General features: G+C 57.3%; 19 protein-coding genes. 12 read left to right on the top strand and 7 right to left on the bottom strand.

Annotation, left to right across the window (positions count from 1 at the left end; all coding sequences use genetic code 11):
- Positions 1-22: 22 nt before the first annotated feature.
- Both F3J31_RS19865 and F3J31_RS19870 read right to left on the bottom strand, forming a co-directional pair.
- Positions 23-961 carry an NAD(P)-dependent oxidoreductase gene (locus tag F3J31_RS19865; protein WP_045909047.1) on the bottom strand — a complete coding sequence of 313 codons (939 nt, stop codon included), beginning with the start codon at positions 959-961 and terminating at the stop codon, positions 23-25.
- Positions 961-1,653: a diguanylate cyclase gene (locus F3J31_RS19870; RefSeq protein ID WP_039267176.1), complete on the bottom strand. Its 693-nt coding sequence runs from the start codon at positions 1,651-1,653 to the stop codon at positions 961-963. The genes F3J31_RS19865 and F3J31_RS19870 overlap by 1 nt, the downstream gene beginning before the upstream one ends.
- Before the next feature lie 169 nt (positions 1,654-1,822).
- Between F3J31_RS19870 and F3J31_RS19875 the strand changes: the two genes are divergently transcribed.
- On the top strand, positions 1,823-2,560 hold the full coding sequence (locus tag F3J31_RS19875) for an IclR family transcriptional regulator (RefSeq protein ID WP_167214992.1): 738 nt from the start codon (positions 1,823-1,825) through the stop codon (positions 2,558-2,560).
- Between the two features lie 34 nt (positions 2,561-2,594).
- Here the strand turns inward: F3J31_RS19875 and F3J31_RS19880 are convergent, their stop codons facing one another.
- Positions 2,595-3,932, bottom strand: coding sequence for an MFS transporter (locus F3J31_RS19880; protein ID WP_167214882.1), 1,338 nt, complete (start codon positions 3,930-3,932; stop codon positions 2,595-2,597).
- A 315-nt stretch (positions 3,933-4,247) separates the two neighbouring features.
- Between F3J31_RS19880 and F3J31_RS19885 the strand changes: the two genes are divergently transcribed.
- Both F3J31_RS19885 and F3J31_RS19890 read left to right on the top strand, forming a co-directional pair.
- Positions 4,248-4,646 carry a potassium channel family protein gene (locus tag F3J31_RS19885; protein WP_167214885.1) on the top strand — a complete coding sequence of 133 codons (399 nt, stop codon included), beginning with the start codon at positions 4,248-4,250 and terminating at the stop codon, positions 4,644-4,646.
- A gap of 167 nt (positions 4,647-4,813) precedes the next feature.
- A complete protein-coding gene (locus tag F3J31_RS19890) occupies positions 4,814-5,839 on the top strand; it encodes a TerC/Alx family metal homeostasis membrane protein (protein ID WP_023616134.1) in 1,026 nt (341 codons plus the stop codon).
- A 95-nt stretch (positions 5,840-5,934) separates the two neighbouring features.
- Here the strand turns inward: F3J31_RS19890 and F3J31_RS19895 are convergent, their stop codons facing one another.
- Positions 5,935-6,597 carry an HAD family hydrolase gene (locus tag F3J31_RS19895; protein WP_074180434.1) on the bottom strand — a complete coding sequence of 221 codons (663 nt, stop codon included), beginning with the start codon at positions 6,595-6,597 and terminating at the stop codon, positions 5,935-5,937.
- A 324-nt stretch (positions 6,598-6,921) separates the two neighbouring features.
- On the opposite strand from F3J31_RS19895, the gene F3J31_RS19900 reads away from it, so the two are divergent.
- Positions 6,922-7,368, top strand: coding sequence for an NlpC/P60 family protein (locus F3J31_RS19900; RefSeq protein ID WP_175481451.1), 447 nt, complete (start codon positions 6,922-6,924; stop codon positions 7,366-7,368).
- 5 nt (positions 7,369-7,373) lie between these two features.
- Here F3J31_RS19900 and F3J31_RS19905 read toward each other — a convergent pair whose 3' ends face one another.
- Both F3J31_RS19905 and F3J31_RS19910 read right to left on the bottom strand, forming a co-directional pair.
- On the bottom strand, positions 7,374-8,168 hold the full coding sequence (locus tag F3J31_RS19905) for an SDR family NAD(P)-dependent oxidoreductase (protein ID WP_167214998.1): 795 nt from the start codon (positions 8,166-8,168) through the stop codon (positions 7,374-7,376).
- Positions 8,169-8,200: 32 nt separating this feature from the next.
- Entirely contained in the window at positions 8,201-9,082 is an 882-nt protein-coding gene (locus F3J31_RS19910) for a LysR family transcriptional regulator (RefSeq protein ID WP_167214888.1), read from the bottom strand.
- 99 nt (positions 9,083-9,181) lie between these two features.
- Between F3J31_RS19910 and F3J31_RS19915 the strand changes: the two genes are divergently transcribed.
- The 8 genes from F3J31_RS19915 (at position 9,182) to arnF (ending at position 17,532) form a co-directional block, all read left to right on the top strand.
- The gene (locus F3J31_RS19915) at positions 9,182-9,688 is read left to right on the top strand and encodes a phenolic acid decarboxylase (protein WP_024908855.1); all 507 of its coding nucleotides are present in this window, start codon (positions 9,182-9,184) and stop codon (positions 9,686-9,688) included.
- Positions 9,689-10,141: 453 nt separating this feature from the next.
- On the top strand, positions 10,142-11,281 hold the full coding sequence (gene arnB / locus F3J31_RS19920) for a UDP-4-amino-4-deoxy-L-arabinose aminotransferase (RefSeq protein ID WP_048027756.1): 1,140 nt from the start codon (positions 10,142-10,144) through the stop codon (positions 11,279-11,281).
- Between the two features lies 1 nt (position 11,282).
- Complete coding sequence (gene arnC, locus F3J31_RS19925; protein WP_048027754.1) at positions 11,283-12,266, top strand: undecaprenyl-phosphate 4-deoxy-4-formamido-L-arabinose transferase; 984 nt, start codon at positions 11,283-11,285, stop codon at positions 12,264-12,266.
- Complete coding sequence (gene arnA, locus F3J31_RS19930; protein WP_167214890.1) at positions 12,263-14,245, top strand: bifunctional UDP-4-amino-4-deoxy-L-arabinose formyltransferase/UDP-glucuronic acid oxidase ArnA; 1,983 nt, start codon at positions 12,263-12,265, stop codon at positions 14,243-14,245. The genes arnC and arnA overlap by 4 nt, the downstream gene beginning before the upstream one ends.
- Entirely contained in the window at positions 14,242-15,144 is a 903-nt protein-coding gene (gene arnD, locus F3J31_RS19935) for a 4-deoxy-4-formamido-L-arabinose-phosphoundecaprenol deformylase (protein ID WP_048226324.1), read from the top strand. The genes arnA and arnD overlap by 4 nt, the downstream gene beginning before the upstream one ends.
- On the top strand, positions 15,141-16,796 hold the full coding sequence (gene arnT / locus F3J31_RS19940; RefSeq protein ID WP_069720556.1) for a lipid IV(A) 4-amino-4-deoxy-L-arabinosyltransferase: 1,656 nt from the start codon (positions 15,141-15,143) through the stop codon (positions 16,794-16,796). The genes arnD and arnT overlap by 4 nt, the downstream gene beginning before the upstream one ends.
- The gene (gene arnE / locus F3J31_RS19945; RefSeq protein ID WP_048226328.1) at positions 16,796-17,131 is read left to right on the top strand and encodes a 4-amino-4-deoxy-L-arabinose-phosphoundecaprenol flippase subunit ArnE; all 336 of its coding nucleotides are present in this window, start codon (positions 16,796-16,798) and stop codon (positions 17,129-17,131) included. The genes arnT and arnE overlap by 1 nt, the downstream gene beginning before the upstream one ends.
- A complete protein-coding gene (gene arnF, locus F3J31_RS19950; protein WP_104949941.1) occupies positions 17,128-17,532 on the top strand; it encodes a 4-amino-4-deoxy-L-arabinose-phosphoundecaprenol flippase subunit ArnF in 405 nt (134 codons plus the stop codon). Before arnE ends, arnF begins: the two co-directional genes overlap by 4 nt.
- On the opposite strand, the gene acpT is transcribed toward arnF, so the two are convergent.
- On the bottom strand, positions 17,465-18,085 hold the full coding sequence (gene acpT, locus F3J31_RS19955) for a 4'-phosphopantetheinyl transferase AcpT (protein ID WP_069720558.1): 621 nt from the start codon (positions 18,083-18,085) through the stop codon (positions 17,465-17,467). The genes arnF and acpT overlap by 68 nt on opposite strands.
- Positions 18,086-18,090: the final 5 nt, after the last annotated feature.

Here is an 18,090-nt window from a genome sequence, read left to right on the forward strand (position 1 = left end):
CTGCCACTCGTCACGCTTGGCTTTACGGGCTGACGGTGGTGGCGTCCGTCACGGCCAGAATATTGCTCGCGGCCACGGTCCCCATCTTGATGTATGACGCGGCGGTAACGCCGCCGATATGCGGTGAAATAACCACGTTTTCTACAGACTGCCAGAGGTGCGGCGCCGTCAGCGGCTCGTGGGTAAAGCTGTCCAGCGCTGCGCTGTGCAGCGTGCCATCCCGGAGCGCCGCCAGTAACGATTCACTGTGGATCAGTCCACCGCGTGCCGTATTGACCAGAATGGCGTTCCGCTTGCAGTGTGCGAGCGTCTCGCTATTGATCATTCCCCGATTCTCATCGGTTAGCGGACAGTGCAAAGAGATGACATCGGAACGGGAAAGAAGTCCGGTCAGCGTCTCTGCGCGTTCGCACAGGGCGGGCATGGACTTCGCATAAGGATCGTAAGCCAGCACCTTCATACCGAAGGCATGACCAATAGTTGCCACGCGCGAGCCGATAGCGCCCAATCCGATTAGCCCCAGGGTTAATCCCTCCAGCTCAATGGATTTATGCGTTGCCTTATCCCAGTGCCCGTCCCGTAACCGCTTGTCCAGAGGCACCACGGACTTTGCGCAGGCGAGGATCAGCGCCCAGGTATGTTCAGCCACTGCCGCCGCGTTTGCGCCTGGGGCCGCGCGGACGGCGATATTGCGCTCGGCCGCTGCCGTCTGGTCTATCACATCGATCCCGCTTCCGTGCTTGGAAATAACCTGCAGAGCCGGGGCGGCATCCATGACTTTCGCGGTGATCCGGCCGTAACGAACCAGAATCGCCACGGGATTGTGTCGTTCACACAGCGCGATCAGGTCATCTTCTGTCGGCTGGCGGCCCGCAAACACCACCTCAAAGCCCTGCAGCATCACCATGGCCTGCTCCGCCAGGTCGCTTCCGGTAACCAGAATTACGTCTTTGCCCCCCATCACAGCGTCTCCCCGTCAGCTAACATACCTGCCTTACGAAGCGCGTCATCAAGCCAGTGTGGACGCAAATCGCCTTCACGGATGGCGGCAAGACGCCGGGTCTCCATCTCCAGCTTTTCTTTTGCCAGCGCGATGACCTGCTGAACCTCATCGCGTGGGATGACGACCACGCCGTCGATATCCGCGACAACCAGATCCCCGGCCTGAACCGTCGCCCCGGCGACTGAAATGGGATGATTAACCCGGCCAGAAATTAACTTTGTCGGGCCGCAGGGGTTCAGACCGGCAGAAAAGACAGGGTAGTGGCCTTTGCTCAGGGAATCGGCGTCACGTACAGCGCCGTCAATAATGATGCCCGCAATGCCGCTCGCCTGAGCCTGAGTGGCCATGATTTCGCCCAGCAGCGCGCAGCTCAGGTCGCCTTTGCCATCGACGACCAGGACATCGCCGGGTTGCGCAACCGCCATCGCGGCATGAATCGCCAGATTATCACCCGGACGGACTTCCACGGTGATGGCCGGACCCGCAACGGACATGTGAGGAGCCAGCGGTTTGATGCGGCCGTGAAGCGTACCGCGGCGACCAGCCACGTCGGCCAGAATGGCTGCCTGATACTCGGCAGCCCGACGAACGTCCTCGGCAGAAACGCGTTCGAACTGGCGATTAATCGCTTTTTTTTCAGAAACGGACATGAATGCCTCCATATTGTTTTACTAAGTACAACGCAGGTGTACAGAACAAAACAACTATAGCGGTGTTGCTTTCCTTTTAGCCAGACCCGAGGTGGCGTTTGTGATGTAAACACGAAGTGACTCACAAAATTTGAGGTACACTCACTGCCGGGCTAACAAGGAGATAATGATGGGGAATGAAGGCGTTGTAGCGGTTGAAAAAGCGCTGGCTTTACTGGATTGCTTCCGTCCTGGGGATGAGAGCCTGACGCTGACCGCGCTGGCACAGCTGTCGGGTTATCACAAAACCACGGTTTACCGCTTGATGAATTCTCTTGAACGGATGAATTACGTCGTCAGGCATGAAGACGGCAATTATGCGCTTGGCCCACGTCTGCTTTACCTCGGCAAGCTGTATGAACAATCTTTCCATCTTTCGCGGGTGGTTCAGCCAGAGCTTCAGGCGCTCTCCCTGGCGTCTCAGGAAAGTGCCAGCTGGTATGTGCTGGAGGGTGGGCAGCGCCTTTGCCTGTTTCGCGCGGAAGCGTCGCACGGCCTGCGACACAGCAATCTTCCCGGCAGCCAGTTCCCGCTCGATAATTCGGCCATCAGTAAGGTATTGCGCCATTGGGGGCTCAATGAGAGCCTGCCGGAGGGAGACGCTGAACTCCCTTTCTACACGTCAGGCGCACGCGATCCCCACACCGCGGCGTTTGCGATGCCTGTCTTCGGCGTTCACGACAAGCTGGTTGCGGCGTTAGCCCTGACCGGCCCCATCTCACGGCTGACGGAAGATCGTCGTGAGAAGGAGATAGGGCCTTTGATGAAGGCGGCGGCCAGCCGTCTGTCGCAAAAAATGGGAGCCAGTAAGCCCTTCTGTCTGCAGTTCTTTGGTGAAACGAGCGACGCGGCGGAAGAAAATCTTTAAACGCAGAAGCGGGACACGTGTCCCGCTTCTGTCATCACGAATGCGTGACCTGTTTTTCGTGTAACTGAGCGTTGCGGGCCTGCCGTCCCATAATGAGTACCGCGATACCCCCGGCCAGGCACAGCGCGGCCAGCGGAAGCATAGCCAGCGTATAGCTTCCCGTCTGCTCGCTGATTATGCCGTAGGCATTTACCATGACCACCCCGCCAATCAGGTTCGCGATGGCGCCAATCGCGGCCAGCCCTGCCGCCGCCGAGGAGCTGCTCATCCAGCCGGATGCCAGCGCCCAGAAAGGCCCTTTCGCAGAATACGCGCCTGTCAGGATAATGCTCAGGATCACGATAGTGGCAAAGAGCGAGACGTTTACAAAGGCAGCGAACACGCCGGCGGCAATCATGAACAGCGTCAGCGCGGTATGCCAGCGGCGTTCGTTGGTGCGATCGGAGTGTCGTCCCCAGACAATCATCAGAACCGATGCCAGACCGTAAGGGATAGCGTTAAACAGACCTGTCTCAAGGTTATCGAGATGGAAAGATTTCAGCAGTTGAGGAGACCAGACGCTGATCGTGGTGCCCGCGGACGATGCGCCCGCGTAAATCAGCGCCATCAGCCAGATCTGACGATGCTTCAGCAACTGCCACGTCGTCTGATGTCCAATGTTCTTTTGCTGGCTCCGCTCGGCCTCAAGCGTGGTTTCCAGCCACTTTTTCTGTTCATCACCGAGCCATTTCGCCTGATGAGGGCGATCCCGGAGAATAAACCAGGCCGCAATACCCAGCAGTACTGCAGGTAAGCCTTCAATAATGAACAGCAGATGCCAGCCGCGAAGACCCAGCCAGCCATCCAGCGACAGTATCAACCCGGAAAGCGGGGAGCCGATGAAGTTAGCGAGCGGGATGGCGACCATAAAGGACGCAATAATGCGCGCGCGGTAGCGGGCAGGGATCCACCAGGTCAGATACAGCACGACGCCCGGGAAGAAGCCTGCTTCCGCTGCCCCGAGGAGAAAGCGGACGATATAGAGCGAGGTGGTATTTTGAACCAGCGCCATGCCCATGGAGACGATGCCCCAGCTGATCATAATGCGCGGTATCCACAGCCGGGCACCGACTTTCTGCATGGCCAGGTTACTGGGAACCTCAAACAAAAAATAGGCCACGAAGTAAAGGCTGCTGGCGAAGCCAAACGCCGCTTTGCTGAGGCCAAGGTCCTCATTCATCTGCAGCGAAGCCATGCCGATATTCCCGCGATCGATAATCGAGACCAGGTAACTGACAATCAGAAACGGGAGAATACGCCAGATCACCTTCCGCATCGTCTCTCTTTCTATGTCCTCGGTGGCGGTCGCGCCGTTACGTAAATGTTCTGTCATTGTATCCTCGCAGGGTGTGTTCTTTGTTTTATTAGGTACAACTTAGTTTTATTAAACAAAACCACTATAGCGACGGCGCGTTCTTTTTATCCAGTTAATGGAAGGTTTAAATGATGTAAATAAGAGGTGACTCACAGATAGTGCGCTGCCGATATCGCTCAAGGCTGCTGACCAGCCGCAAGCCGGACGTGCTGGCAGAGAAATAATCACGTAACGCAATTATTGCACCAACTTTTCCTCTCCCTTCGGCTAAGCTTCGACCAGATGCCCCGCCGCGTTCGCGGGGCCATACTTCTTTTGGTCAGAGCACGTACCATGCAGCTACTCAGCATTATTATTTTGCTTACCCTAACCGTGGTGATTCATTCGCTGTGGATGTTTGGCGTTTTAAAATTCATTACGTTAGAGGTCGATTCTGCGGTACGCATTGTTTTACGCAATGTCGGCATCGTGATCTCTATGATTTTCGCCCATCTCCTGGAAGCCGGGCTGTTTGCGGCGTTTTATTTTGTCATCGACGCGTTTAATGACTGGAACACCAGCTTCTACTTTTCGCTGGTGAGTTATGCGACGGTAGGATACGGCGACGTCACGTTACCCCAGCAATGGCGGCTCATCGGCGGGGTGGAAGGGCTGGTGGGCGCGTTGATGGTAGGCTGGTCTGTGGCTGTTCTGGTCGCGGTGCTGCAGCGTTTACGTGGCATGAGCGCCTAAACGGCAGATGCGCAATCCCCGCCTGGTAAGGTAAAGTACCCCTCCTTGCGTAGCCGATTGGGCTGCGGCTTTAAGGGTGAAGAGGCTGATTAACGGCCCGCCCTGTTTCGTTCCTGGTTTACGCCAGTTTGCATGGTTCTGTGTTTTGTCTGCCAAAAGGGTTTTGTATGTCTGCTGCTCATCTCGGTTTCCCGACGGAAACCGTTGTTGTCTTTGTGGTGATGGCCGTTGGGGCGATGTTTATCGACCTCTTCATGCACCGTCACGACAAACCGATCTCGCTGAAAAGCGCCGCAATGTGGTCCATCTTCTGGGTCATGATGGCGATGGCCTTCGCCGGGTTCCTGTACGTTCACCACGGCGCCGAGATGGCGAGCCTGTTCCTTACCGGCTATGCGCTGGAAGAGGTGCTCTCCGTCGATAACCTGTTCGTGATGATGGCGATCTTCGCCTGGTTCGGCGTGCCGGATAAGTACCGTCACCGCGTACTCTACTGGGGCGTGCTGGGAGCGATTGTCTTCCGCGGTATTTTCGTGGCTATCGGCACCAGCCTGTTAAGCCTGGGGCCCTACGTCGAAGTGATTTTCGCGCTGGTCGTCGGCTGGACGGCGGTGATGATGCTCAGACGTAATGAAGAGAGTGACGAAGTGGAAGATTACTCGGGTCATCTCGCCTATCGCCTGGTAAAACGCTTCTATCCGGTCTGGCCGAAAATCAGCAGCAATGCCTTTATTCTGACGCAGAAAGAGGTGGATGCGGAGCTTGAAAAGCCGGAAAACCAGGACGTGATGGTCGGACGCGTGAAGAAGGCGAAGCGCTATGCGACGCCGCTATTGCTGTGCGTGGCCGTGGTCGAACTCTCTGACGTGATGTTCGCGTTTGACTCCGTGCCGGCCATTATTGCCGTGAGCCGCGAGCCGCTGATTATCTATAGCGCCATGATGTTCGCTATTCTCGGTCTGCGTACGCTTTACTTCGTGCTGGAAGCGCTGAAGCAGTATCTGGTGCACCTCGAAAAAGCCGTGGTGCTGCTGCTGTTCTTCGTGGCGTTTAAGCTGGGGTTAAATGCCACCGATCACTTCTGGCATCACGGTTACAGCATTGGCGCGACGGCCAGCCTGTTTGTGGTATTGGGCGTGCTGGCGCTGGGAATTATTGCGAGCGTGATGTTCCCGGGGAAACGTGAGGCCTGATGTTCCGCCCGGTGGCGCTTCGCTTACCGGGCCTACAGTTTGGTTTTCTCCCTCTCCCTGTGGGAGAGGGCTGGGGTGAGGGCACCAGACCGCACCTAACCCTTAATCGGTGAATTCCGGCGCTTGCGCGGCGGGTGGAAGTGCCGCCAGTGCGGATCCTGCGCCGCCGCCAGCAGCTCGTGGTCGCCGCGGGTGTCTCCCCAGGCGCGCAGGTGATAGGCGTTCAGATCGCCATACACTTTTTCCAGCCTGGCCACCTTCTGGGCGCAGCGGCAGTTGTGGCCCGTGATGCGCCCCGTCAGCTTGCCGTTTTTCACTTCCAGCTGCGTGCCAATCAGCTTAATGCCCAGTTTGTCAGCCCACGGCTGAAGCACCAGTGCCGGAGACGCGGAACAGATGGTCACCTCCGCACCGGAATTCACCTCGGCCGCCACGGCCAGAACCCCTTCGGGGCGCATCAGCTTGTTCCAGTATTTTTCGCAAAACGCTTCCGCCTGCTGGCGCAACCAGTGTTCATCCACGCCCGTCAGGAACGTTTTAATCAGCACTTCCTTTAGCTCATCGCGCGTCAGCTTGCGACGCACGCAGTGGAGCGTGGGCAGCGCCATCCGCACCAGGCGGCCCGCGAAGTAACGTTTCCCGAAGGCAAAGCGCAGGAAAGGGATAAAGCTGTCGTGGTGCGTTAACGTCCCATCAAAGTCAAAGACAGAGAGCACGCTGGATTTCGCCACCGTCTCGTCGGCAATCATATTGGTCATAAATACGTCTTAGCTGAAATACACATTCTGTGGATCAGTTTACCTGCTTTACCAGGACAGTCCTTACATCACCACCATTTTTTTCTCGATCTTGCGATCTCAAAGTGAGTCCAATTTTGGCCTCGATAAGAATTGGTGAAAAAACGATCTGTCTATATTATCGCCACATCGCACGATATTTAGGGGAACCCTTTGGCCCCCACAGGTAAGGAAAAACTCACTCACTACCTCTTTCTTCTTGATATGACTCTTAGATCGCTTATTTCAATCCTTACGTTAAGTTTTGCGTCGTTTTCTGCATTCAGTTTTCAACTTCCCGCGTCGATGCTATCGATGAACCATGAACTGGCAGTCTCGCCAGCGAAATCTGCGCTGATGCAACAGGATACGGGCCCGCTGCGCTCGCGCATGCTCGATCAATACCAAAAGTGGAAGGGAACCCAGTATCAGTGGGGCGGAACCACGCGCCGCGGGGTGGATTGCTCCGCGCTCATGCAGCACCTGTTCAGCGATGCGGCGCATCTTAACTTACCGCGCACGACCGGCGAGCAGATCCACCGCGGGGTGCAGGTGACGCAATACCGCCTGAGGCCCGGAGATCTGGTGTTCTTCCAGACGGGTCCGAACCGCAGGCATGTCGGCGTTTATATTGGCAATAGCCAGTTCATTCATGCCTCAAGCAGCCAGGGCGTCACGGTCTCAACCCTGACGGATGCTTACTGGCAAGCGCACTACATTACTGCCCGTCGGGTTGCAGGCAGTGCAGCCTGACCGCCTCAGATGATGTCATCCACGACGCCGCCGTCGACGCGCAGCGCCGCGCCCGAGGTGGCGGAAGCCTGGGGCGAACAGACATAAATCACCATATTGGCCACCTCTTCAACCGTGGCCGCGCGCTGTATCACCGAGCTGGGGCGGTTGGCCATCACAAACTCTTTCGCCAGCTGCTCCAGCGATTTACCGGTTTTTTCGATTTCATCCTTCATCATCTCTGCGAAACCGTCCGACATCGTTGGCCCCGGCAGTACGCTGTTGACCGTCACGCCGCTTCCCGCCACGAACTTCGCCAGCCCGCGCGCCAGGGAGAGCTGCGCCGTTTTGGTCACCCCGTAGTGGATCATATCCGCCGGGATATTGCAGGCCGACTCGGAGGAGATAAACACCACCCGCCCCCAGCCTTTTTGCACCATGCCTGGCAGCAAGGTGCGGGACAGACGCACGCCGGACATCACGTTGGTCTGCCAGTAACGCTCCCAGGTTTCATCGTCGGTGGAATAGAAATCCTGCGGGCCGTAAATCCCGGCGTTGTTAACCAGAATGTCGACGTTATTCGCCACCTTGAGCAGCGACTCGACCCCTTCCGCCGTGCTGAGATCGGCAATCGCGGCGCGCACCTGGACGCCCGGCACCACCTGCTGCAGCTGCTGAATGCCTTTGTTCACCGATTCCGTGCTGCGGCCATTGACGATCACCTCGGCACCGCTTTCTGCCAGCCCTCTGGCAATGGCGAACCCGATCCCGCCGGTTGAGGCGGTCACCAGCGCCACTTTCCCCGTAAAGTCGATTTTCATCATCCGCTCCTTATCGTTTTAACGTTCGGACCTTAAAGCGTAGCAGGTGAGGATGACAGCTCCTGGCTAAAAAGGCGCAGCAGCGTCTCCACCTGCTCGTCAAGCGGGGCGAGGGAGCGCTTAACAATCAGGTGAAGCGGCGTCGCTCTGCGTGCACCGTGGCTCAGCGGCAGGCGTTTCAGGATGCCTTGATCCAGCTGAGTCTGGATGCGTTCCTCCGGCAGCCAGCCGTAGCCGACCTGAGAGAGGACGGCCTCAATGGCGGCATCGATGGTGGAGAAGGTCCATGACTCACCGGCCGCGCGCGCGGCGGGCTGGCTGTCCGCAATCTGAATGAGCGGCCACGGGCGTAGCATGTCATCGTTAAGCGGCGCGTCGAGGTCAAAGAGGGGGTGCTGATGGTGGGCCACGGCAACAAAGTCGATATTCATCAGCCATTCGCCGAGCCCGGTCATGTCCTGGCGGCGGGTGAGGACCATCACATCGGCTTCGTCGTTAATGGCATCGTCCCGGGTGTTTTCCAGCACCTCGGTGAGTCGTACCTGAGTTTGCGGATACTGCTGCTGGAACTGGCGCAGAATGGCAAACAGGCGGCGGCGGGGGAAAATGGAATCCACCACCAGATCCAGCCGCGTGCGCATTCCGTTGCGAAGGGTCGCTGCGCGCGTCTCAACGTACGAAAAGGCTTTCAGCAGCGGTTTAACCTGGTTGAGCAGCAGTTCTCCTGCCGGCGTTAACACCGCCCGTCGTCCTTCCGGCACCAGGAGGGCCACGCCCAGCCGCTCCTGCAGCAGCGACAGGTTATAGCTCACGGAAGACTGGCTGCGGTGCGTTTCTTCCGCCGCTCGGGCAAAGCTGCCCGCCTCGACCACTTTCGCCAGTAAAGACCATTGTTCAAGCGTCGTCTTATGCATAATTTATCTAAAATTTGGATGAATTTGATTAAAACATAGCGTTATTCATTCATTTTTTGAAGGGGTACGATCGTCTCATCAAAACAAAGGAGACATCTTATGAACACCTTCGACAAACACGACTTAAGCGGCTTCGTTGGCAAACACCTTGTTTATACCTACGACAACGGCTGGAACTACGAGATTTACGTCAAAAATGAGACGACCCTGGATTACCGTATTCACAGCGGTCTGGTGGCAAACCGTTGGGTGAAAGATCAGCAGGCTTACATCGTGCGGGTAGGGGAGAGCATCTATAAAATTTCCTGGACCGAGCCAACCGGTACCGACGTCAGCCTGATTGTGAACCTGGGCGACAAACTGTTCCACGGCACCATCTTCTTCCCGCGCTGGGTCATGAACAACCCGGAAAAAACCGTCTGCTTCCAGAACGATCATATTCCACTGATGAACAGCTACCGTGATGCGGGCCCGGCGTATCCAACGGAAGTGATTGATGAATTTGCCACTATCACCTTTGTACGTGACTGCGGCGCCAATAACGAAAGCGTGATCGCCTGTGCGGCCAGTGAATTGCCGAATGATTTTCCTGCTAATCTTAACTAATCGCGACAGTTGATTCCGCGACAATTCAAATTAATAAAAAGTTCCCGGAGGAGGTCGGAATTCCCGCCCAAACCTTCGGGATTTTTATTTTGGTTGAGTATTCATTTACTTTTCCTATAATTTTTAGTGTAAAACAAATGAAATATTATAGTTGCTGCTGTGAGTGGCCCCACAAAAAACAGAAAAAATTGCCGTAAGCGCTATCTTACTGTTGTAAAACACTTTCCTGTGCTTTTTTATATGCTGTTCCTCTTCTGCTTCCCCTCTGTCTTAATTTTTTCCTAAGAAAACGACGCTACTTTTGCTTCAGTTGATGGTTTGTTGACATAACTGTTATAGCGACTTAATTTTATTTGGTCTTTATTTAATAACCATCTTGCATGATTCCATTGAGCTGCCCATAACGACAGCGCAGTAAAAGATGACGCCTTTAATACAGCAAGGAAATTAATAATGAGTGATTTTCTGCCTTTTTCGCGACCGTCGATGGGCGCTGAGGAAATTGCGGCGCTTCAGGACGTTTTGATGTCGGGCTGGATCACCACAGGGCCTAAGAATCAGGAACTTGAAGAGGCATTCTGTCAACTTACCGGGAATCAGCATGCGATTGCCGTCTGTTCCGCCACCGCGGGCATGCACGTTACGCTGATGGCGCTGGATATTGGCCCGGGCGATGAAGTCATTACCCCTTCCCAGACCTGGGTCTCCACGCTGAATATGATCGTATTGCTGGGCGCCACGCCAGTCATGATTGATGTGGATAAAGACACATTAATGGTGACGCCAGAAGCCGTTGAAGCCGCCATTACCCCGCGCACTAAAGCCATTATTCCCGTTCACTATGCCGGCGCGCCGTGTGAAATCGACGCTATCCATGCCATCGGTGAACGTCACGGTATTCCGGTGATTGAAGATGCGGCCCATGCCGCCGGAACGTATTACAAAAACCGTCACGTGGGCTGGAAAGGAACGGCAATTTTCTCCTTCCACGCCATTAAAAACATGACCTGCGCGGAAGGCGGCCTGGTGGTCACCGATAACGCGCAGCTGGCACAGCGGATCCGCAGTCTGAAATTCCATGGCCTGGGCGTAGACGCCTATGATCGCCAGACGCACGGTCGCGCGCCGCAGGCGGAAGTGATCGCGCCGGGCTATAAATACAACCTGGCGGACATCAACGCCGCGCTGGCGCTGGTGCAGTTAGGCAAACTGAAAGAGGCCAACAAACGCCGCCAGGAAATCGCTGAACGCTACCTGCGGGAGCTTGCCGATACGCCGTTCCAGCCGCTCACTATTCCGTCATGGCCGCACGTGCACGCCTGGCACCTGTTTATAATTCGCGTTGATGAAGCGCGCTGCGGGATCTCACGCGACAACCTGATGGCGGCGCTGAAAGAGAAAGGCATCGGTACCGGCCTCCATTTCCGCGCGGCCCACACGCAAAAATACTACCGCGAGCGTTTTCCTGATGTATCGCTCCCGAATTCTGAATGGAATAGCGCGCGTATTTGTTCTCTCCCTCTTTTCCCGGACATGACTCATGACGACACAACCCGCGTCATTACCGCACTCCATCAGCTTGCAGGACATTGATATGTTCAGTGCACCGCCTGTACAAAAAGTATCCGTGGTAATCCCGGTTTATAACGAGCAGGAGAGCCTGCCCGAACTGATCCGCCGTACAACGGCCGCCTGTGACACGATGGGCAAGGCCTACGAAATTCTGCTGGTGGATGATGGCAGTAGCGATAATTCCGCGCTGATGCTGACCGAAGCCGCGCAGGTTGAAGGCAGCCACATCGTAGCCGTGCTGCTCAACCGTAACTACGGCCAGCACTCGGCGATTATGGCGGGGTTTAGCCACGTCACGGGCGATCTGATCATCACCCTGGACGCGGACCTGCAAAACCCGCCGGAAGAGATCCCGCGCCTGGTGGCCAAAGCCGACGAAGGCTATGACGTGGTCGGCACGGTCCGTCAGAACCGTCAGGACAGCCTGTTCCGTAAGCTGGCCTCGCGCACCATCAACCGTCTGATCCAGCGCACGACCGGTAAAGCGATGGGCGATTACGGCTGCATGCTGCGCGCCTACCGCCGCCATATTGTCGACGCCATGCTGCATTGCCATGAGCGCAGCACCTTCATTCCGATTCTGGCGAATACCTTTGCCCGTAAGGCAACGGAAATCCCGGTTCTGCACGCCGAGCGCGAGCACGGGGAATCGAAGTACAGCTTTATGCGTCTCATCAACCTGATGTATGACCTCATCACCTGCCTGACCACCACGCCGCTGCGTCTGCTGAGCGTTTTCGGCAGCATTATTGCGCTGGCGGGCTTTGCGATTTCTGTCCTGCTGGTGGTACTGCGCCTGGTCTTTGGCCCGCAGTGGGCGGCGGAAGGGGTCTTTATGCTCTTTGCCGTGCTGTTTATGTTCATCGGCGCCCAGTTTGTCGGGATGGGTCTCCTCGGTGAATACATTGGCCGTATCTATAACGATGTTCGCGCGCGTCCGCGCTACTTTATTCAACGTGTTGTCCGTCAGGAACACAAAGCATCTCAAGAGGAAATTCACCCATGAAAGCTGTTGTATTTGCCTATCACGATATGGGGTGCACGGGCACGCTGGCCCTGCTGGAAGCGGGCTATGACATTGCGGCAATCTTTACCCATCCGGACACGGCTGGAGAAAACAACTTTTTCGGCTCCGTAGCGCGTATCGCCGCCGAGCGCGGTATCCCGGTTTATGCGCCGGACGACGTCAACCACCCGCTGTGGGTGGATCGCATCCGCGCGCTCGCGCCTGACGTGATCTTCTCGTTCTACTATCGCAACCTGCTCTCTGACGAGATCTTAGGCCTGGCCGCGAAAGGCGCCTTTAATCTTCACGGTTCTCTGCTGCCTGCCTACCGTGGCCGCGCCCCGCTGAACTGGGTGCTGGTGAACGGTGAAACGGAAACGGGCGTGACGCTGCACCGCATGGTGCGCCGTGCGGATGCGGGCGCTATCGTGGCACAGCAGAAGGTCGCTATTGATGCGGACGATACCGCGCTTCAGCTGCATCAGAAGCTGAACGCGACGGCACAGACGCTGCTGCGTGATGCCCTCCCTGCCATCCTTAACGGCACCTTCAGCGAAACCGCACAGGACGAGAGCAAGGCAAGCTGCTTTGGCCGCCGCGCGCCGGAAGATGGTCGTCTGGACTGGAACAAACCGGCTCGCCAGCTGCACAACCTGGTGCGCGCCGTAACCGATCCGTGGCCGGGCGCCTACAGCTTTGCGGGCGTAAGCAAATTCATCGTCTGGAAATCCCGCGTCCGTGACGACATTCCGGCGGCAAAACCGGGCACCGTCGTCTCCGTCTCCCCGCTGATTGTGAGCTGCGGCGAGCATGCGCTGGAGATCGTTACCGGACAAACCGACAACGGCCTGTACGTTCAGGGCACACAGCTGGCGCAGTCGCTGGGCCTGGTGGCCGGGGCGCTGATCACCAGCGCACCGGTTGTTGCCATCAAACGCCGCACCCGCGTTCTGATCCTCGGCGTGAACGGTTTTATCGGTAACCACCTGACCGAACGTCTGCTTAAGGACGATAACTACGAGATTTACGGTCTGGATATCGGCGCGGATGCCATCAGCCGCTTCCTCGACAACCCGCGCTTCCACTTCGTGGAAGGGGACATCAGCATCCATTCCGAGTGGATTGAATACCACATTAAGAAATGCGACGTGGTGCTGCCGCTGGTCGCTATTGCCACGCCAATCGAGTACACCCGTAACCCGCTGCGCGTGTTTGAGCTGGACTTCGAAGAGAACCTGAAGATCATCCGCGACTGCGTGAAATACGACAAGCGCATCATCTTCCCGTCCACCTCTGAAGTGTACGGCATGTGTACCGATAAGAACTTCGATGAAGACACCTCCAACCTGGTGGTCGGGCCGATCAACAAACAGCGCTGGATTTACTCCGTCTCCAAACAGCTGCTGGACCGCGTGATTTGGGCCTACGGTGAGAAAGAGGGCCTGCGCTTTACCCTGTTCCGTCCGTTCAACTGGATGGGGCCACGTCTGGACAACCTGAACGCGGCGCGTATCGGCAGCTCCCGTGCGATCACCCAGTTGATCCTGAACCTGGTGGAAGGCTCGCCAATTAAGCTTATCGAAGGCGGGAAACAAAAACGCTGCTTTACGGATATCAGCGACGGTATCGAAGCGCTGTTCCGCATCATCGAAAACAAAGATAACCGCTGCAACGGTGAAATCATCAACATCGGCAACCCGGACAACGAAGCGAGTATTCGCGAACTGGCCGAGATGCTGCTGGCCAGCTTTGAGCGTCATCCGCTGCGCGATAGATTCCCGCCGTTTGCCGGTTTCCGCGAAGTGGAAAGCAGCAGCTACTACGGTAAAGGGTATCAGGACGTTGAGCACCGTAAGCCAAGCATTCGCAATGCGAAGCGCTGCCTGAACTGGACGCCGACCGTGAAGATGGAACAGACCATTGATGAAACGCTCGACTTCTTCCTGCGCACCGTGGAGCTGTCGGAACAGGTCTCATGAAAAAAGTCGGTTTACGCATTGATGTCGACACCTTCAGGGGAACGCGTGACGGCGTACCCAAACTGCTGGAACTGCTGAGCAAGCACGGTGTGCGCTCCAGCATTTTCTTCAGCGTGGGGCCTGACAACATGGGACGCCATTTATGGCGTCTGGTTAAACCGGCATTTCTGTACAAAATGCTGCGCTCGCGCGCAGCATCCCTCTACGGCTGGGATATTTTGCTGGCCGGCACCGCCTGGCCCGGCAGACGCATCGGCGCGGGTAATGAAGCGGTTATCCGCGAGGCGGCGCAGCATCATGAGGTGGGTCTGCACGCCTGGGATCACCATGCCTGGCAAGCCTGGGCGGGCGTCTGGGATATCCCGCGCCTGTCCCGTGAGGTCGAGCGTGGGATGCTGGAGCTGGAGGCCATTATCGGTCAGCCCGTGCGCTGCTCCGCCGTGGCGGGATGGCGTGCGGATCAGCGCGTCGTGAAGGCCAAAGAGGCCTTCGCGTTTCGCTACAACAGCGATTGCCGCGGAACTGGGCCCTTTTTGCCGCTGTTAGGCGAAAATCGCTACGGTACGGTGCAAATTCCGGTCACGCTTCCCACCTGGGATGAAGTGGTTGGACGCGAGGTTAAGGCGGATGAGTTCAATCGCTACATTCTGGACCGCATTCATCGTGACGCCGGTACGCCGGTGTATACCATCCATGCCGAAGTGGAAGGGATTGCGTATCAGCATGATTTCGACGAACTGCTGACGATGGCCGCTCAGGAGGGCATCGAATTCTGCCCGTTGAGCGAGCTGCTGCCAGACGACCTCAGTACCCTGCCCGTGGGCAAAGTTGTCCGTAATGAACTGGCTGGCCGGGAAGGCTGGCTTGGTTATCAACAAACCGTGAGTCCGGTCCCATGAAAACAGCCCGTTATGGCTTAGCGCTTCTCGCACTGTTTATCGTTTACTACCTCATTCCGGTCGATATCCGCCTGCTCTGGCAGCCTGATGAAACGCGCTATGCGGAAATCAGCCGCGAAATGCTGGCCTCCGGAGACTGGGTTGTCCCGCATTTCCTGGGGCTGCGTTACTTTGAAAAGCCAATTGCCGGCTACTGGGTCAACAGCATCGGGCAGATGTTGTTCGGGCACACGAACCTCGCCGTGCGCGCCGGGTCCATCTTCTCCACCGGTTTAGCCGCGCTGCTGGTCATCTGGATGGCCTGGCGTCTCTGGCGGGATAAGCGGACAGCCATTTTCTCCGGCCTGATCTTCCTGACCCTGTTCCTGGTGTATGGCATTGGCACGTATGCGGTGCTGGATCCTATCATCACCCTGTGGCTGGTGGCGGCGATGTGCAGCTTCTGGCTGGCGTCACAGGCCCAAACCGTTGCCGGAAAAGCGGGCGGCTATGTGCTGCTTGGGCTGGCCTGCGGGATGGGGGTGATGACCAAAGGCTTCCTGGCACTGGCGGTACCGGTGATTGGCGTGCTGCCGTGGGTGATCGCCCAGAAGCGCTGGAAAGAGGTGTTGATTTTTGGCTGGCTCGCGATCCTGAGCTGCGTGCTGATTGTTCTGCCATGGGGGCTGGCCATTGCGCAGCGTGAGCCTGACTTCTGGCGTTACTTCTTCTGGGTGGAGCATATTCAGCGTTTCGCCCAGAGCGACGCGCAGCACAAAGCCCCGTTCTGGTACTACATACCGTTCCTGATTGCGGGTAGCCTGCCGTGGCTGGCACTGCTGCCCGGCGCGTTTCGTCTCGGCTGGAATGACCGACAAAATGCGGGTGGCGGGTTCTATCTGCTGGGATGGGTGGTGATGCCGCTGCTGTTCTTCAGCATCGCCAAAGGCAAGCTGCCGACCTACATCCTGCCGTGTTTTGCCCCGCTGGCGATCCTGATGGCGCGCTATGCCTGCCTCGCGGCGGAGAAAGGCGCCAGAGCGTTGCGCATTAACGGCGGGATTAACCTGGCGTTTGGCGTTATCGGCGTGGTGGCGGCGTTGGTGGTCTCCCCGTGGGGACTGTCTAAGCATCCGGTCTGGACCTCGGTCGAACTGTATAAAGTGTTCTGCGCGGTGGTCGCGTTCCTCATCTGGGCCGCGGTAGGCTGGTTTACGTTCAGGCAGAGTCAGCAGCGCTGGTGGCTGGCGGCGTTCTGCCCGGCGGGCCTGGCGCTGCTGATTGGTTTTGCCATTCCTAACCTGGTGGTGGATTCCAAACAGCCGCAGTCGCTGGTCGACACCGTGCGCGAGCCGCTTCAGGACAGCCGTTACGTGCTGGCCAATAACGTGGGCGTGGCCGCTGGCCTGGCGTGGGAGCTGAAGCGCAATGACATCACGCTGTATGGTCAGAGTGGCGAACTGCGCTACGGGCTGGATTATCCTGATGTGAAAGATCGTTTTGTCGGTAAAGATGACTTCGCGCAGTGGCTGGCAGAGCACCGTCAGCAGGGACGCGTATCGCTGGTTATCCTGCTGTCAAAACGCGATGACCTTTCGCGGGCTAATCTGCCAGAACCGGACAGCCTGTATATCCAGGGCCGTCTGGCCTACCTGCAGTATCTGCCGAAGTGATGACCTGGATCTGGCTGGTACTGGCAAGCCTGCTCAGCTGTGCAGGACAGCTGTGCCAGAAACAGGCTACCCGTCCGGCGAAAGCCGGGCGGCGTGGCGTGCATATCGCGCTGTGGCTTGGCCTGGCCCTGCTGGCGCTGGGCAGCGGGATGCTGGTCTGGCTGGTGGTGCTGCAGCGCCTGCCTGTCGGCATTGCCTACCCTATGCTGAGCCTCAATTTTGTCTGGGTGACGCTGGCGGCGAAGGTATTCTGGCGTGAAACCGTCGCATCGCATCACTGGCTGGGGGTAGGGTTGATCATCATTGGGATTGTTATCCTGGGAGGAAGCCTGTGAAAGGGGCGTTCTGGGCCTTATGCAGCGTGCTGTTAGTCAGCGCCGCGCAGCTGTTGCTGCGCAATGCGATGCAGGCATTGCCGCCGGTCAGCGATGTTCTGGCGCTTATTTCCGCGCTGTGGCACTTCTCATCCGGCACGGGGGCGCTGCTGCTGGGGTTGATGGGGTATGTGGCCTCGATGGGCTGCTGGTATCTGGCGCTGCATCGCATGGCACTCAGCAAAGCGTATGCCTTGCTGAGTCTTAGCTATATCCTGGTGTGGGGCGCTGCGATCCTGCTGCCGGGCTGGGAAGAGCGTTTCTCCTGGCACGGGCTGGTGGGGGTCGGGTTTATTATTCTGGGTGTGTTGACGATTTTTCGGCCAGCACGTCGTCAGCAGAATAAATCAGCCCGGCCCTGAGCTCAAAGGGCGTCGCGGTACAGACCGCAAGACTCAGCGAGTCTATCCGGCAGTGGCTGACTGAGTGAAATGCGCGGGCGGTACTGTCAATGCTAACCATTTGCCAGGCGTGACCGCCGCTCTGTTTAACGATCGCTTCTTTCCGCGTCCAGATGCGCCAGAACGCCGTAAGCTGGCTCTCTGGCGTTTCCTTTTCCAGCTCTTCATGCTCGGCACCGCTGAAGACGGCATTGGCGAGCGTGTGCCAGTTATCCTGCGGGCGAATACGTTCCAGTGAACAGCCCACGTTACCTTCGTCACTGATAATTAACGCAATGTCATCATCCGCGTGGCTAAGGCTGAACCACAGCGGATAGTCGCCGGCAAAAAGGGGTTTCCCCTGTTCGTTGTGGATAATCTCCGGCAGTGACTTCGGGGCCAGCAGACGCGAAAGCAACCCGCGACCCGCCAGCCAGCGCGCACGCTGGGCGCCTTCGGGCGCGTGTCGGGAGAGTGCTTCAGCCCAGCGATTGGTGCTCAGCGAGGAGATTTTTCCCAGAAAAACCTGGTACATATAAC

Source organism: Enterobacter sp. Acro-832 (genome assembly GCF_011752745.1).
GTDB lineage: Bacteria > Pseudomonadota > Gammaproteobacteria > Enterobacterales > Enterobacteriaceae > Enterobacter > Enterobacter quasiroggenkampii.

What these genes read in the sequence shown, in the direction of transcription:
- F3J31_RS19865 (WP_045909047.1), bottom strand. Translation starts at nt 961, where the DNA reads ATGGGGGGCAAAGACGTAATTCTGGTTACCGGAAGCGACCTGGCGGAG.
- arnE (WP_048226328.1), top strand. Translation starts at nt 16,796, where the DNA reads ATGACCTGGATCTGGCTGGTACTGGCAAGCCTGCTCAGCTGTGCAGGA.
- arnT (WP_069720556.1), top strand. Translation starts at nt 15,141, where the DNA reads ATGAAAACAGCCCGTTATGGCTTAGCGCTTCTCGCACTGTTTATCGTT.
- F3J31_RS19895 (WP_074180434.1), bottom strand. Translation starts at nt 6,597, where the DNA reads ATGACCAATATGATTGCCGACGAGACGGTGGCGAAATCCAGCGTGCTC.
- F3J31_RS19910 (WP_167214888.1), bottom strand. Translation starts at nt 9,082, where the DNA reads ATGCATAAGACGACGCTTGAACAATGGTCTTTACTGGCGAAAGTGGTC.
- arnB (WP_048027756.1), top strand. Translation starts at nt 10,142, where the DNA reads ATGAGTGATTTTCTGCCTTTTTCGCGACCGTCGATGGGCGCTGAGGAA.
- F3J31_RS19905 (WP_167214998.1), bottom strand. Translation starts at nt 8,168, where the DNA reads ATGAAAATCGACTTTACGGGGAAAGTGGCGCTGGTGACCGCCTCAACC.
- F3J31_RS19890 (WP_023616134.1), top strand. Translation starts at nt 4,814, where the DNA reads ATGTCTGCTGCTCATCTCGGTTTCCCGACGGAAACCGTTGTTGTCTTT.
- arnA (WP_167214890.1), top strand. Translation starts at nt 12,263, where the DNA reads ATGAAAGCTGTTGTATTTGCCTATCACGATATGGGGTGCACGGGCACG.
- F3J31_RS19870 (WP_039267176.1), bottom strand. Translation starts at nt 1,653, where the DNA reads ATGTCCGTTTCTGAAAAAAAAGCGATTAATCGCCAGTTCGAACGCGTT.
- F3J31_RS19915 (WP_024908855.1), top strand. Translation starts at nt 9,182, where the DNA reads ATGAACACCTTCGACAAACACGACTTAAGCGGCTTCGTTGGCAAACAC.
- arnC (WP_048027754.1), top strand. Translation starts at nt 11,283, where the DNA reads ATGTTCAGTGCACCGCCTGTACAAAAAGTATCCGTGGTAATCCCGGTT.
- arnD (WP_048226324.1), top strand. Translation starts at nt 14,242, where the DNA reads ATGAAAAAAGTCGGTTTACGCATTGATGTCGACACCTTCAGGGGAACG.
- F3J31_RS19880 (WP_167214882.1), bottom strand. Translation starts at nt 3,932, where the DNA reads ATGACAGAACATTTACGTAACGGCGCGACCGCCACCGAGGACATAGAA.
- F3J31_RS19875 (WP_167214992.1), top strand. Translation starts at nt 1,823, where the DNA reads ATGGGGAATGAAGGCGTTGTAGCGGTTGAAAAAGCGCTGGCTTTACTG.
- F3J31_RS19900 (WP_175481451.1), top strand. Translation starts at nt 6,922, where the DNA reads ATGCTATCGATGAACCATGAACTGGCAGTCTCGCCAGCGAAATCTGCG.
- acpT (WP_069720558.1), bottom strand. Translation starts at nt 18,085, where the DNA reads ATGTACCAGGTTTTTCTGGGAAAAATCTCCTCGCTGAGCACCAATCGC.
- F3J31_RS19885 (WP_167214885.1), top strand. Translation starts at nt 4,248, where the DNA reads ATGCAGCTACTCAGCATTATTATTTTGCTTACCCTAACCGTGGTGATT.